Source organism: Micromonospora sp. PTRAS2 (genome assembly GCF_054052245.1).
The window spans coordinates 848,214-862,393 of record NZ_JBSWBU010000001.1 but is presented as its reverse complement, the minus strand read 5'-3'; the positions used below and the strand labels follow the sequence as shown (position 1 = coordinate 862,393).

The following is a 14,180-nucleotide window of genomic DNA, read 5'->3' as shown; positions in this document are numbered from 1 at the left end:
GAGGCGTCCTCGCGGTCGATGAACTCCCTCACGTTCCCGGTGCCAGGACGATGCGCGGGGGTGGCCGGTGCCAGACTGTCTGACGTTAAGCAGGGGCCCCTTTACAACCGGATGCGTTAACAGGGGGCCCTTCCTTGCTGGCAAGGCGGAGGGTTCGGTGGGCTGGCGCAGTTTCGTGGCGGTGGGGGACAGCTTCACCGAGGGCATGGACGACGCGTACCCGGACGGCACCTACCGGGGCTGGGCGGACCTGGTGGCCACCCGGCTCGCCGCCGAGGCCGGCCCCGACTTCCAGTACGCGAACCTGGCGATCCGGGGTCGGCTCTTCCCCAACGTGGTGGCCGAGCAGGTGCCGGCCGCGCTGTCGATGAAGCCCGACCTGATCAGCTTCGCGGCCGGCGGCAACGACGTGCTGCGCCGCACCTTCGACCCGGACGCGCTGGTGGCCCGCTTCGACGACGTGGTCCGGCAGCTCCGTTCCGGTGGCGCGGACGTGCTGCTGTTCCGGTTCGCCGACGTGATGGCCCGGCTGCCCGGGCAGCGGCTCGTCGCGCCCCGGGTGCACCTGCTCAACCGGGCCGTCGGGGAGACCGCCGAGCGGCACGGCGCGATCCTGGTCGACCTCTACGCCGACGACACCTTCCTCAACCCGATGCTGTGGAGCACCGACCGGCTGCACCTGTCGGCGGCGGGGCACCGGCGGGTCGCCGGGCAGGTGCTGACCGCCCTCGGCGTCGGCTGCGACGAGGACTGGCTGCTGGTCCCGCCGCACCCCGCGCCGACGCCGTGGCTGGCCGCCCGCGCCGCCGACCTGCGTTGGGCGGGCCGGCATCTGGCCCCGTGGGTCAAGCGCCGGCTCACCGGCCGCTCGTCCGGCGACACCGTCACGGCGAAGCGGCCGGTGCTCGGCCCGGTCGCCGACTGACGTGCGGACCATCCACGCCGCGCCACTGCTGCGGCGCACCCTCGACGACCGGCCGGTGGCCGACACGGCGGTGCTGGTGACGGGGGACCGGATCGAGGCGGTGGCGCCGGCCGGCGAGCTGACGGCCGCGTACCCGGGGGTGCGGGTGCGTCGGTGGCCCGGCGTGCTCGGGCCGGCGCTGGTGCACGACGGGCCGCTGCCGTCCGCCCCCACCCCGCGCGAACGGGTGCACGCCCTGTTCGGGCTCGGGGCCGCCGCGGTGCTCGCCGACCGGGTGACCGACCCGGGGCTGCGGGCCGCCGCCGCCCGCAACGGGGTCGCGCTGCTGGCATCCGCGCGCCCGCCCGCGCTGGTCGTCGGCGGCCGGGCCGACCTGGCTGTCTTCGCCGACGACGGGAGCTGCGTCGCCACGGTGGTCGCCGGCCGCCTCGTGCACCGCCGCGCCTGACCGCGACCGTCACCCTGGGGTGGGGGAACCGGCGTAGGTTGGGCTCATGCCTGTGCCGAGTGATCCGAATCCCCGCCTCCAGTCGTACGCCGACCCGCAGCGGCTCGTCACCACCGACTGGCTCGCCGAGCACCTCGGCGACGAGGGCCTCGTCGTGGTCGAGTCCGACGAGGACGTGCTGCTCTACGACACCGGGCACATCCCGGGCGCCGTGAAGGTCGACTGGCACACCGAGCTGAACGACCAGGTGACCCGGGACTACCTGGACGCGGCCAGCTTCGCCGAGCTGTGCGCCGCCAAGGGCATCGGCCGCGACGACACCGTCGTCTTCTACGGCGACAACTTCAACTGGTGGGCGGCGTACGCGCTCTGGGTCTTCTCGCTCTTCGGCCACGCGGACGTGCGCCTGCTCGACGGCGGCCGGCAGAAGTGGGCCGCCGAGGGGCGGGAACTGACCCGCGAGAAGGTCACCCGGCCGCGCGCCGCGTACCCGGTGCCGGAGCGCAACGACGCGCCGATCCGGGCGTACCGCGAGCAGGTGATGGCGCACGTCGCCGCCGGCCGGCCGCTGGTGGACGTGCGCTCGCCGGGCGAGTACACGGGCGAGATGCTGCACATGCCGGACTATCCGCAGGAGGGCGCGCTGCGCGGCGGGCACATCCCGGGCGCGGTGAGCAAGCCGTGGAAGTCGGCGGCGAACGACGACGGCACGTTCAAGTCGGCCGACGAGCTGCGGGCGATCTACGCCGACCAGCTCGGGCTGAGCCCGTCCGACGACGTGGTGGCGTACTGCCGGATCGGGGAGCGGTCCAGCCACACCTGGTTCGTGCTGCACCACCTGCTCGGCTACCCGCAGGTGCGCAACTACGACGGCTCGTGGACCGAGTGGGGCAACCTGGTGCGGGCCCCCGTCGTGAAGGGCGACCAGCCGGGCGGCCTGGCCGACTGACCTTCTGTGGGCAATGTGCCGGATGCGCCGACACGGAGCCCGCCACCGGTGGAGCCTGCGAGAGGAGCAGGACCCGCGACGGTGGCGAGGAGGCCATGTTGACCCTGGACCGCAGGCTCGTCGCGCTGCTCGTGCTGACCGCCGTGTTCCCGGCGGCCGAGGCCACCGTCCTGGTCGCCATGGACTTCGTGGCGGCCGAGGGGATCGCGCCCCAGGTGAGCGCGGTCTGGCCGTACGACACGTACCACGACCTGAGGTGGCTGTTCGTCTACCACCGGTCGTGGCCGGAGTTCGTCCTCTGGCTGGCCTACGTGGCGCTCACCCGGGGCGCGTTGACCACCGGCCTCGTCGCGCTGTCCTGGCCGGTCGAGGCGCCCCGGCCGCCCGTACGCCAGCTGTTGAAGCGCAACGTCGGTGTCTCCGTGGTGGTCACGGTCCTCGTCGTGCCGTGGGCGGTGATCTCGGTGGCCGCGTCGGTGGTGGCGCTGTCCTGGGTGCTGCTCGCGTCGCTGCTGCCGATGTTCCTGCTCGCGCCGTTCCTGCAACGGGCCGCCGCCGTCGGGCCATGGTGGCGGGGGTTGCCCTCGCTGCCCCTGGTCGGGTGGACGCTGCTGAACTTCGTGGTGCTCACGGTCGCCGGGGCGGTGGCGTGGAGCGTGCCCGGCTGGTGGACGGTGCCGGTGGCAGCGGCGGCGGGCGTGGTCAACGGCGTGCTGTGGAACCGGACGGTACGGGCGGCCGTGCTCGCTCCCCGGCTGCGGTGGGCCCGGGTGCCGGTGGCCCCGATCGTGGCCCTGCTGGCACTCGTCGTGCCGCTGCTGATCCCGACGCTGGTCAGCACGGTGCCCGGCAACCAGCTGCGCACCGAGGACGTGCTGCTCACCCGGCCGCTGCCGCCGGAGGTCACCGAGGCCGTGGTGGTGCTGGCCGGCTACGGCTCCGCGTACGGGGGCGAGCAGCCGCGCGACCCGAGGGTGGAACGTTTCTCCTACCGGGGGCTGGGCTCCGACGGCCGGCCCCTGCCCTACCGGCCACCGGACACCACCATCTCGGTGGCGGACAGCGTCGGGCTGCTCGCCGCGCAGGTGGACCGGCTGCACCGGCGTACCGGCCGGAAGGTGGCCCTGGTCGGGGAGAGCGAGGGGGCGATCGTGGCCCGCACCTACCTCGCCCGGCGGCCCCACCCGGCGGTCGACGCGCTGGTCATGTTCAGCCCGTTGATCAACGCCGGCCGGGCCTACTACCCGCCGCGTGGGCAGGACGACGGGTGGGGCGTGGTCACCGGCTGGATGCTCCGCGCCATGTTCGGGCTGGGGCGTCTCGCCGGTGCGCCGGGCAACGGGCCGGACGAGCCGTTCATCCGCTCGCTGCTCGACGACGCCCCGTTCTACCGCAACCAGCTCATGTGCCCGGTGCCCGGCGTGCGGATGGTGGCCTTCCTGCCGTACACGACGGCCGCCGAGGCGCCGCCCGGCGACTACACCGGCATCCCGGTCTTCCAGACCCCGGGCGTGCACGGCGGCCTGCTCAACCGGTCCCTCGTCCAGGACCGGCTGGTGAACTTCCTCGGCGGCGAGCTGGTCCAGCGGAACCGGCGCGAGTATCCGCTGTTCCAGCGGCTCGGGGCCGCCTGGCAGGCGCCCCCGCTGGCGATCTCGGCCAACCCGGCGTGGGAGGAGAGCGAGCAGCCGGACCCGGCGCTGACCGGCAAGGTCTGCCAGCCGTCCCGGGAACCCCGGTAGCCTGCCTGGTCAGGCGGTGCGCGAGCGCCGCTGCCGCAGCACCAGCCGGGCGGCGGCCAGGGCCAGCCCGAGGACGATCACCGCCCGGATCGGGTGGTACGTCAGCATCAGCAGGTGCGTCGCGACGGCGACGACGACGGCGAGCAGGGCGAGCCGGGTGGACCAGCGCCGACCCAGCGGCACGAGCGCCCCGGCCACCGCCAACAGCGCCCCGGCGGCGAGGTGCAGCCACGCCCAGCCGGTGATGTCGTAGTGGTACATCCCGCCGCCCTCGATGGAGACGTACGGGTCGCCGATCAGGTCGCCGACGCCGGCCAGCACGTCGAAGACGCCCGCCCCGCCGAGCAGGATCCCCGCCAGCACCAGCGGGCGCTCCTTCGTGCCGTCGTCGACCACCGTGCCCCCCGCCCGAACCGTCCGCGAAGGCCACGGCCCGGTAGGTCCCCGGGTCCGGCCCACCCCCTCCGGGCTCCAGGCTAGGGGCCGCCCGGCCGGGTGTCCGCCGATCAGCGGGGCGAGCCGGGGTCGACTCCCCGCAGGGTCCGCCAGCCGACGGCGGCGGCCACCGAGAACACCGAGGCGGCCCCCCAGGCGACGGGCGGCATCCCGTACGTGTGCCCGGCGAGCCCGGCCAGCGTCGCCCCGACGGGCGCGGTCACCAGCCCGGCCACCCGTTGCGCCGCGCCCACCCGGCCAGCCGCCCAGCGGCCAGCGCACCGCCCAGCCCGCCGACGCCGGCCCCGGAGAGGAACAGGCCGTAAGCCGCCTCCGGCACGGCGAGGACGTCGAGCGCCGCTTGGGGGTGGGCGGCGAACCCGGCAGGCGGAGGAGCAGGAGGGTGGAGAGGGCGAAGGTCAGGCGTCCACGGCGAAGGTCAGCGGTACGGGTCACCGGTCGAGGGTCAAGTTCCGGGCGAACGGGGGCAGCCGGGCGTCGGTGATCACCGGTACGGTGAGCGCCGGCATCGGACCGGGGAGCAGCAGCGTTGGACCGCACCTTCCAGGTCGACCTCCGAGGCGTGGTCGACCTGCTCAGTCATCACCTGTACGGCAGCCCACGGGTCTACGTCCGTGAGCTGATGCAGAACGCGGTCGACGCGATCACCGCGCGGCGGGCGAGCGAGCCCGACGCGCCGGCGCTGGTGCGGATCTTCCCACCCGAGCTGACCGGCGACGGGACGCTGCGGGCGCACGACACCGGCATCGGCCTCACCGAGGCGCAGGTGCACGAGCTGCTGGCCACCATCGGCCGCAGCTCCAAGCGCGACGAGCTGGGCTTCTCCCGGCACGAGTTCCTCGGCCAGTTCGGCATCGGGCTGCTCTCCTGCTTCCTGGTGGCTGACGAGATCCGGGTGGTCACCCGGCACGCCGACGAGCCGACGGTGCTCTGGACGGGCTACGCCGACGGCCGGTACGCCGTCGAGGTCGCCCCGGCCGGCCAGCAGCGCCCGGAGCCCGGTACGACGGTGACGCTGGTGCCGCGCCGCGACGCCGACCAGTGGTTCGGCACCGCGACCGTCACCGAGCTGGCCCGGCTCTACGGGTCGCTGCTGCCGGTGACCGTCCGGGTTGGCGACACGGTCACCACCACCGGCGGGCCGCCCTGGCCGACCGCGCCCGGCGCGGGCGTCGACCGGCCGGCCCTGACCCGCTACGCCCGGCAGCTGCTCGGCGTCGACCCGTTCGACGTGGTGCCGCTGTCGGTGCCGGAGGCCGGCCTGACCGGCGTCGCGTTCATCCTGCCGACCCCGGTGAACCCGGCGGCCCGCGCCGGCCACCGGGTCTACCTCAAGCGGATGCTGCTCACCGAGCACGCCGACGGGCTGCTGCCCGACTGGGCGTTCTTCGCCCACTGCGTGGTCGACGCCGGCGAGCTGCGGCCCACCGCCAGCCGCGAGGCGCTCTACGAGGACGCCCTGCTCACCGCCACCCGGGAGGCCCTGGGCGACCAGGTGCGCGGCTGGCTGGTCCGGCTGGCCCGGCACGACCCGCGCCGGCTCGGCGAGTTCCTCCAGGTGCACCACCTCGGCGTGAAGGCCCTCGCCGTGCACGACGACGAGATGCTGCGGCTGGTCGACCGGTGGTGGCCGATGGAGACCAACGTCGGCACCCTCACCCTGGCCGAGTTCCGCCAGCGCCACGGCCTGGTCCGGTACGCGGCGAGCCTGGACGAGTTCCGCCAGCTCGCCGCCGTCGCCGCCGCCCAGGACCTGGCGGTGGTCAACGCCGGTTTCACGTACGACGCGGAGCTGATCGAGCGGCTGCCGGCCGTCGACCGGTCGGTGCTCATCGAGCGGCTGGAGCCGAGCGACCTGACCACCCGCTTCGACGCCCTCGACCCGGCCGTCGAGCTGGCCCTGCGGCCGTTCCTCGCCGGGGCGCAGCGTGCCCTGGAACGGCTCGGCTGCGAGGTGGTGGTGCGGGCGTACGACCCGGTGTCGCTGCCGGCGCTCTACCTGGTCAGCCGGTCGGCGGCGTTCAACGACCAGCTCGCCGCGACCCGGGACGCCGCCGACGAGCTGTGGGGCGGGGTGCTCGACGCGCTCGCCGCGTCCGCCCCGCCGGACCGCCCGCAGCTCGTGCTCAACCACCGCAATCCGCTGGTCCGCCGGGTCACCACCCTCGATGACCCGGAGCTGGTCGGGCTCGCCGTCGAGGCGCTGTACGGGCAGGCCCTGCTGCTCGGGCACCACCCGATCCGCGCGGCCGACGCCGCGCTGCTGAACAGTTCCTTCCTCGGCCTGCTCGGCCGGGCCGTACCGGGACGGGAGTGAGTGGCACCGATGAGTGACGACGAGCTGTGGCGGATGCTGCACGAGAGCAGCGGCATGCCGTACGGCGCGGGGCGCACGGCCGCCCTGGAGCAGCTGCTGCGCCGCGCCGACAGCGGCGACGACCGGCACCTGGCGTTCGCCGTGCGGATGCAGGCCACCACCGCGTACGTCTACGGCGGCGAGCCGGCGAAGTCCTTCGTCACCTTCTCGTGGTGCCTGGCCGAGTTCGACCGGGATCCGCAGCCCTACCACGAGCGCTACGCCCACCAGCTCCTCTGGCACTTCAAGTACATGGTCAACGCCATGTTGAAGTTCCCCGAGCTGCCGCTGGACCGCACGTACGCGGTGCTCGACGACATGCAGCGCCGGTACGCCAACGCGGGGCACAGCCTTCAGGCCGTGCACAAGCACCGCTACCTGGTCGCCGACCACGTGGGCGACGCCGAGGCCGCCGAGCGGTGGTACCAGGAGTGGCTGACCGCCCCGCGCGACGAACTGTCGGACTGCGCCGGCTGCGATCCCACCACCCAGGTCGCCCACCTCGCCCACGTGGGCCGGCACGACGAGGCGGTGGCGCTGGCCGAGCCGGTCCTCGCCGGCCGGCTGACCTGCACGGAGCAGCCGCAGGCGATCCTGACCGCGCTGCTGGTGCCCTACCTCCGCTCGGGGCGGGGCGACGCGGCGCGGGACGCGCACCGGGAGGCGTACCGGCGGCTGCGCGGCAACCTGTCGGACCTGTGGGACATCGGCGACCACGTCGAGTTCTGCACGCTGACCGGCAACGAGGCGCGGGCCGTGGAAATCGTCGAACGGCACCTCGACTGGCTGGACCGCGCGCCCACCCCGGCCGCCGCGATGCACTTCGCGGCCACCGCCGCCGCCGCGCTGCGCCGCGCCGCCGGGGCCGGCGACGTCACCCTGCACCGGCGGGCGGCCGGCGACCGGCCGGCGGGCGAGGTGTCCGCCGCCGCGCTCGCCGCCGAGCTGACCGACACGGCGACCGCGCTGGCCGCGCGGTTCGACGCCCGCAACGGCACCACCCACCAGTCGGAGTGGATCGCCCGGCGGCTGGCCGCCGGCCCCGACGGCGAGCACCTGCCGCTGTCGGCCAGCCTCCGCCGTCGCCCGGCCCGCCGGCCCGAGCCGCCCGCGACCCCGGTTCCGGCGGCCACCGTGCCGGCCGAGGCCACCGCCGACGAGCTGCTCGACCTGGCAGACAACTGCTGGCGTACGCACGACCGGGCGGGGCTGGCCGCCGCGCTGGCCGCCTACGACGGGCGGTTCGGGGCGACCGGGCAACCGCCCCGCACGGCGGCACGGCGGCTGGAGCTGCGGTCCGCCGAGCTGACCGACGCCGACGGCCCGCAGGCGGCGCAGGAGGCGAACCGGGCGGCGCTGGCCGCGTACCGGGAACTGCCGGACCCGGTGCGCGAGCAGGTGGTCGCCGGCCGGCTCGGCGCGCTGCTCTGCCTGACCGGCGACGGTGAGGAGGGGCTGGCGCTGGCGCAGGGGTCCGCCGACTTCTTCGCCGGGCACGACGACGCCCGGGAGCGGGCCGCCGCGTACGACCGGCTCGCTCTCGCGCTGGCGCACCTGCAGCGCTGGGAGGAGGCGCTGGCCGCCGCCGACATGGCCGCCGCCGAGGCCGACGTCGACCCGTGGCTGGCCGCCCGGGTGGCGCTGCACCGCGCGCACGTGCTGGAGGAACTGGAGCGGCCGGAGGAGTTCCGGGCGGCGGCCGAGCTGGCCCGCCGGCTCACCCGCGAGGTGGGCGTGGGCGAGCTGGTCACCGCCGCCACCCTGGCGTACGCGCGGGCGACGGACGACCCGGCCGAGCGGGTTGCCGCCTGCGACGAGGCGCTGGAGACGGCCCCGGCGCAGGCCCGGTTGCCGGTGCGGGTGTTCCGGGCGCGGGCCCTGCTGAGCGCGGACCGGGTGGCCGAGGCGGTGGAGGACTTCGCCGAGGCGGTGACCCTCTGCGTCGAGCAGGGCGCCGACGGGGACGCCTTCCTGCGCTGGGAGCTGGCGAACGCGTACCGGGCGGCCGGGCGGCCTGCGGAGGCGGCCGAGGTGGCGGAGGAGGCGGTGCTCGGGCTGGACCGGCTCGGGGCGCAGGCCGAGGCGGACCGCTGCCGGCACCTGCTGGCCGGGATCTACGTCGACCTCGGTGAGCTGGAGCCGGCGCTGGCCCTGCTGGACCAGCTCGCCCGCAACCTCGACGGGCCGGACAACCTGCCCCACCGGGCGCAGGTGCTGGAGGAGGCCGGCGGGCTGCTCTACGACGCCGACCGGGACGCGCTGGCCGCGCAGCGGTTCGCCGAGGCGGCCACCGCCTACCGGCTGGCCGGTGCGCCGGTCGACGAGCTGCGTGCCCGCCGCCGGGAGGCCGACGCCCTGAACTGGTCCGGGGACGTGCCGGCGGCGGTGCGCGCCGTCGAGGTGGTGGACGGCCTCGCCGCCGCGCTGACCGGTCGGCCGGAGGTGCCGCCGGTGGTGACGTACGAGGCGGCGCTCGCGGCGGAGGTCGGTGCCCGGGTGCTGGCCGCCGACGAACGGCCGGACGATGGCCTGGACCGGCTGGCCGGGGTGCCGGCCCGGCTGCGGTCGATCGAGGCGTTCGGCGAGGCGGCCCGGGTGGAGCTGCTCGGCGGCGAGCTGCTGGTGCGCGCCGGCCGGCCGGGCGAGGCGGAGCCGCTGCTGCGGAACGTGCTCGGCGGCCTGCCCCCGGGCTCCCGGCCGGCGTCCCAGGCGGCGTGGCTGCTCGCCCGGGTGCTCGACGAGCTGGGCCGACCGGACGAGGCGGCGGCGGTCCGCGCGGAGCACGGCCTGGGCGACGACGACGACTGATGGGGCGACGACGGCTGGCGGGGGCCGACCGGCGGGTAACCTAGGCGTCCGGTCGGGTCTAGGCTTGCCGGGTGACGGTGGAACAGCGGGCACGGGGAGCGGCGGGCGGCGTGGCGGGCACTGGCAGGCGACGGTCCCGGCGGGACGAGATCCTGGAGATCGCGGTCGGGCTCTTCGCCGCGCGGGGCTACCACGGCGTGTCGATGGACGACATCGGCGCGGCGGCGGGCGTCACCGGCCCTGCCCTCTACCACCACTTCGCCGGCAAGGAGGCGATGCTGGCCGCCGCGCTGATCCCGGTCAGCGAGGGGTTGCTCGACGGCGGGCGGGAACGGGTCACCGGCCGTTCCGACGACCCGCGCGGGGTGCTGGAGTCGCTGATCGACTTCCACGTCGAGTTCGCGCTGGCCAACCCGGCCGTGATCGCCCTGCACCTGCACGAGCTGGACCGGCTGCCGGACGAGCCGCGCCGCCGCATCCGCCGGCTTCAGCGGCTCTACGTGGAGCAGTGGGTGACGGTGCTGACCGCCCTGCACCCGGGCCTGCCCGACGGCGAGGCGCGGGTGCTCGCGCACGCCGCGTTCGGCCTGATGAACTCGACGCCGTTCCTCGGCGGCGAGGTGGACCGGCAGCGGCGGGCCGCGCTGCTGCGCGCCGCCACGCTGGCCGCCCTCCTGGCCGAGGCCGACGCCTGAGCCCTGCCGGGCCTGAGCAGCGCCGGGGGCCTTTGAGCCCTGCTTGCCTTAGTCGACGACTGAGCGCCATCGGAAAAGCCGCATTTCCGACTAACCGCGACCAATGGGCCGGTCGGGCCGAGCCCTGGCACCCCCACCGCCCGTCGTCGTCGCGTACCACCGGCGATTCTTGGACAGTTGCTGTTCAGTCCTGACGACAACTGTCCAAGATTCTGGGTGGGCGGTCAGTGACGGGGACGGGGCAGGGAAAGCCAGCCGAGGAAACGGGCGTGCATCGCGGCCCTGTCGGGACGGCCGCCGAGTCGGTACATGTCGTCCATGGCGTCCCGCATCGCGGCGGCCAGGTAGAACGCGAGCGCGACGCTGTGGCCGTGGAACTCGGCGGGCAGGTCGAGCCGCGCGGGCGGGCAGGGCCACTGGGCGGCGCAGACCCGGCAGAGCCAGGCGGGACGCATCGGTAGATGCCGGCGGGGCATCACGGCACCAACGCGGGGCACCAGCGCACCCGGGCGGGGCATCAGCGCACCCGGGCCGGGCTCGTGCCCCGGGTGGGCGCGGCCTGCCGCAGGGCGACGGCGAGCCGGTGCAGCCCCTCGCGCAGCACGAACAGTTCGCGCTTGGCGACGGCGTCGCCCCGGGCGTCCAGCTCGTACGCCTCGATCCACGTCCAGCCGTGGTAGGTGTGCCGGTCCCGCACCTCGCGGATGACCCGTACGGTGATCGGCTTGACGAATTGCGGGCTCGCGGCGCGGGTCAGGTGCAGCACGTCGCCCGGGTCGATCGGTTGGCCGGTCACCGCCGCCTGCCGGCCCGGGCGGTTGCCGGCGCGGTGGGTCCTGCTCGGTTCGGCATCTGCTTCCCCTGTCCGTGGCCGTTGGAGAGGGGACCGCCCGCGCTTGGTGCGCAGGACCGACCGGGCGGCCCCCTCGACGAACGCGGGCCGGGGCATTTCGGTCAGCCCGACCCACGCCGTCCCGATGACAGCCTGCCCAGGGTTGCGGCGCAATCACACAGCGTTAGATGATTTCCTTCGGACGTTCCGTTGGTTCCTGAAGGGACTCAGGCATGAATCATGCGTTCGTCACGGCTCTCGCCGAGGCGTCGGAGACCGCCGAGAGTTTGGCAGGTCGCATAGGGATTCACCCGAAGACCGTCGCCCGCTGGGCCAATCCCGGGCGCATTCCGCAGACCCGGCATCGTGCCGAGGTAGCGAGGATCCTCGGGAAGGATGTGGCAGATCTCTGGCCGGATGCTCTGCGCCGTGAGCCGGTGTGGTTCCGGCCGTGGGTCGACATCGAGCGCGAGGCCGTCGCCCTGCGCGCCTTCGAATTGGCATGGGTGCCGGGCCTGTTGCAGACCGAAGCGTACGCCCGCGTCACGTTCCACGGGCAGCCCCTGTCGCCGGTCGAGGTCGACGACCTGGTGGTGGCCCGCATCGCCCGGCAGGGAATCCTCACCTGCGACCGGGCACCCACGACCGTCTTCGTCCTCGACGAGCAGGTGATCCGCCGGGTGCCGGCCGGCGGGCGGGCGATCATGGCGGCCCAGCTCGCCCGCCTGGTGACCTGCGCGGAGCTGCCGACCATCCAGCTGCACATCGTCCCCCGCGACGCCCCGACCTATCCGGGGCTCGACGGTCCCTTCACGATCGCCGAGCTTCCCGGCGGGACGCGGGTGGCCCATGTGGACAGTCAGGCCCAGGCGCAGATCATCGATCAAGCCTCCCAACTTGCTACTCTCGAACGACGGTGGGAGCGGATCCGGGGCGAGGCCCTGTCCCGGTCGCAGTCCCTGGATCTCCTGAGGGAGGCGGCAGCAGCATGGACATGACCGGCGCGCAGTGGCGCAAGAGCACCCGCAGCGGCGGCAACGGCGGCAACTGCGTCGAGGTCGCCGACAACCTGCCCGGCGTTGTCCTCGTCCGTGACACGAAGGACCGCGACGGCGGCACCCTCTCCTTCTCGCCGGCCTCGTGGCGCGGCTTCGTCGAGCTGGCGAAGCGCACCGCCTGACCCGCTCGACCCGCAGCACCCTCGTCGCGCAGCACCCTCGTCGCGCAGCACCCTCGTCGCGCAGCACCCTCGTCCCGCAGGCCCTCCGCATCCGCCGGGGGCCTGTTCTGTGTCCGCAGCAGCTCGACACGGGCCGCTGAATCCGCCCCGCCGCCATGCGCTTGACTCGTGGGCGGCCCGTCACCCATGGTTCCCTGGCATCGTCCCCACCCCTGGACGCTGGAGGAGAACATGATCGAATCGCTGCTGGTGGCCAACCGCGGCGAGATCGCCCGTCGGATCATCCGAACCGCGAACCGGCTCGGAATCCGCGCGATCGCTGTCCACTCGGAGGCCGACGCCGGCCTGCCGTTCGTGACCGAGGCCGACGAGGCCGTCTGTGTGGGGCCGGCGAACCCGGCCCAGAGCTACCGCAACGTCGAGGCCATCCTCGCCGCCGCCAAGTCGACCGGCGCGCAGGCGATCCACCCCGGTTACGGCTTCCTGTCGGAGAACGCCGACTTCGCCCGTACCGTCGAGAGCAGTGGGCTGATCTGGGTCGGACCCGGCGCCGACGCGATCTCCGCGATGGGCGACAAGATCAACGCCCGGAACCTGATGGCGGCGGCCGGCGTGCCGGTCGCGCCCGGCACCACCGACCCGGCCGCCGACCTGGACGCGGCGGTCGCCGCCGCCGCGGAGATCGGCTACCCGGTGATGGTCAAGGCCGCGGCGGGCGGCGGCGGCATGGGCATGGGCGTGGCCGCCGACGAGGCGGCGCTGCGCACCGAGTACGACAAGGTGCGCGCGTTCGCCGAGCGGATGTTCGGCGACGGTTCGGTGCTGATCGAGCGGTACTTCCCCCGGGTGCGTCACGTCGAGGTGCAGATCCTCGGCCTGGCCGACGGCCGGGTGGTGGCGCTCGGCGAGCGGGAGTGCTCGGTGCAGCGGCGCAACCAGAAGCTCGTCGAGGAGTCCCCGTCCCCGGCGGTCTCGCCGGAGCTGCGCGCGCGCCTCCTGGCCGCCGCCGTGCGGGCCGGCGAGGCGGTCGGCTACCGCAACGCGGGCACGGTGGAGTGCCTCTTCGACCCCGCCACGCAGGAGTTCTTCTTCCTGGAGATGAACACCCGGCTCCAGGTCGAGCACCCCGTCACCGAGCTGGTCTACGGCGTCGACCTGGTGGAGGAGCAGCTCCGGGTGGCCGCCGGCCTCGCGCCGACGTTCGACCCGGACGCGCTCGCCCCGCGCGGCCACGCCATCGAGCTGCGGATCAACGCCGAGGACCCGAAGCGCTTCCTGCCCGGCCCCGGCGTGATCACGACATGGCGCGAGCCGGCCGGCGAGGGCGTGCGGGTCGACTCCGGCTACGTCGACGGCAACACGGTCACCCCGTTCTACGACAGCCTGCTGGCCAAGCTGATCGTCAACGGCCGGGACCGGGCGGAGGCGATCGGGCGGGCCCGCGCGGCGGTCGCCGCCTTCGAGGTGGCCGGCCCCAAGTGCAACCTGCCGTTCTTCGCCGAGCTGTTGGAGAACGAGGAGTTCCTCTCCGGCGACTACGACACGGGCATCGTCTCCCGCATGCGCTGACCCCCATTTCGCCTCGGTGATCAAGAGGTTTGCGTCAGGATCCGGCATGCCCGGTGACGCAAACCTCTTGGTCAACTTCGCAGGCCGCCCAGGCGGCAGGGGGGCGGGTCGGCCTGGCGGCGGGGCTCGGGGGTCTGGTTGTCTGGAGGGACCATTGGTCGTCCGGCGTCGTCCCGTCGGCCGCCCTCACGAGGGGCGGTGGCGCGTGCGGCACCCCCGG

Annotated in this window: 14 protein-coding genes; 10 read left to right on the top strand and 4 right to left on the bottom strand. The window is 74.6% G+C overall.

The features are described from left to right. The first annotated feature begins 157 nt into the window (after window positions 1-157). The 4 genes from ACVMYR_RS04145 to ACVMYR_RS04130 all read left to right on the top strand — a co-directional run bounded on the left by ACVMYR_RS04145 (window position 158) and on the right by ACVMYR_RS04130 (window position 4,064). A complete protein-coding gene (locus tag ACVMYR_RS04145; protein ID WP_077935385.1) occupies window positions 158-925 on the top strand; it encodes an SGNH/GDSL hydrolase family protein in 768 nt (255 codons plus the stop codon). A gap of 1 nt (window position 926) precedes the next feature. Then, window positions 927-1,373 carry an imidazolonepropionase-like domain-containing protein gene (locus ACVMYR_RS04140; protein WP_077935386.1) on the top strand — a complete coding sequence of 149 codons (447 nt, stop codon included), beginning with the start codon at window positions 927-929 and terminating at the stop codon, window positions 1,371-1,373. Between the two features lie 46 nt (window positions 1,374-1,419). Continuing rightward, window positions 1,420-2,322, top strand: coding sequence for a sulfurtransferase (locus tag ACVMYR_RS04135; protein ID WP_091276064.1), 903 nt, complete (start codon window positions 1,420-1,422; stop codon window positions 2,320-2,322). Between the two features lie 95 nt (window positions 2,323-2,417). Continuing rightward, window positions 2,418-4,064, top strand: a complete 1,647-nt coding sequence (locus ACVMYR_RS04130; RefSeq protein ID WP_396789224.1) for an esterase/lipase family protein — start codon at window positions 2,418-2,420, stop codon at window positions 4,062-4,064. A 9-nt stretch (window positions 4,065-4,073) separates the two neighbouring features. Here the strand turns inward: ACVMYR_RS04130 and ACVMYR_RS04125 are convergent, their stop codons facing one another. Together ACVMYR_RS04125 and ACVMYR_RS04120 are read right to left on the bottom strand one after the other, a co-directional pair. Then, complete coding sequence (locus tag ACVMYR_RS04125) at window positions 4,074-4,460, bottom strand: DUF7144 family membrane protein (protein WP_396789225.1); 387 nt, start codon at window positions 4,458-4,460, stop codon at window positions 4,074-4,076. A 110-nt stretch (window positions 4,461-4,570) separates the two neighbouring features. Continuing rightward, window positions 4,571-4,723 carry a hypothetical protein gene (locus ACVMYR_RS04120; RefSeq protein ID WP_457121132.1) on the bottom strand — a complete coding sequence of 51 codons (153 nt, stop codon included), beginning with the start codon at window positions 4,721-4,723 and terminating at the stop codon, window positions 4,571-4,573. A 326-nt stretch (window positions 4,724-5,049) separates the two neighbouring features. Between ACVMYR_RS04120 and ACVMYR_RS04115 the strand changes: the two genes are divergently transcribed. The 3 genes from ACVMYR_RS04115 to ACVMYR_RS04105 all read left to right on the top strand — a co-directional run bounded on the left by ACVMYR_RS04115 (window position 5,050) and on the right by ACVMYR_RS04105 (window position 10,379). After that, window positions 5,050-6,837 (top strand): HSP90 family protein, encoded by a 1,788-nt coding sequence (locus tag ACVMYR_RS04115; RefSeq protein ID WP_457121131.1) that lies wholly within the window; start codon window positions 5,050-5,052, stop codon window positions 6,835-6,837. 9 nt (window positions 6,838-6,846) lie between these two features. After that, window positions 6,847-9,684: a hypothetical protein gene (locus tag ACVMYR_RS04110; RefSeq protein WP_457121130.1), complete on the top strand. Its 2,838-nt coding sequence runs from the start codon at window positions 6,847-6,849 to the stop codon at window positions 9,682-9,684. 71 nt (window positions 9,685-9,755) lie between these two features. Next, complete coding sequence (locus ACVMYR_RS04105; protein WP_077935391.1) at window positions 9,756-10,379, top strand: TetR/AcrR family transcriptional regulator; 624 nt, start codon at window positions 9,756-9,758, stop codon at window positions 10,377-10,379. Window positions 10,380-10,603: 224 nt separating this feature from the next. Here the strand turns inward: ACVMYR_RS04105 and ACVMYR_RS04100 are convergent, their stop codons facing one another. Next, window positions 10,604-10,834, bottom strand: a complete 231-nt coding sequence (locus ACVMYR_RS04100) for a hypothetical protein (protein ID WP_228986590.1) — start codon at window positions 10,832-10,834, stop codon at window positions 10,604-10,606. Between the two features lie 62 nt (window positions 10,835-10,896). Next, complete coding sequence (locus ACVMYR_RS04095; RefSeq protein ID WP_457121129.1) at window positions 10,897-11,175, bottom strand: hypothetical protein; 279 nt, start codon at window positions 11,173-11,175, stop codon at window positions 10,897-10,899. A 269-nt stretch (window positions 11,176-11,444) separates the two neighbouring features. On the opposite strand from ACVMYR_RS04095, the gene ACVMYR_RS04090 reads away from it, so the two are divergent. The 3 genes from ACVMYR_RS04090 (at window position 11,445) to ACVMYR_RS04080 (ending at window position 13,960) form a co-directional block, all read left to right on the top strand. Then, window positions 11,445-12,209: a DUF5753 domain-containing protein gene (locus tag ACVMYR_RS04090; RefSeq protein ID WP_457121128.1), complete on the top strand. Its 765-nt coding sequence runs from the start codon at window positions 11,445-11,447 to the stop codon at window positions 12,207-12,209. After that, window positions 12,206-12,391 (top strand): DUF397 domain-containing protein, encoded by a 186-nt coding sequence (locus ACVMYR_RS04085; RefSeq protein ID WP_457121294.1) that lies wholly within the window; start codon window positions 12,206-12,208, stop codon window positions 12,389-12,391. Before ACVMYR_RS04090 ends, ACVMYR_RS04085 begins: the two co-directional genes overlap by 4 nt. A gap of 231 nt (window positions 12,392-12,622) precedes the next feature. Beyond that, a complete protein-coding gene (locus ACVMYR_RS04080; protein WP_457121127.1) occupies window positions 12,623-13,960 on the top strand; it encodes an acetyl-CoA carboxylase biotin carboxylase subunit in 1,338 nt (445 codons plus the stop codon). The last annotated feature ends 220 nt before the right edge of the window (window positions 13,961-14,180 follow it).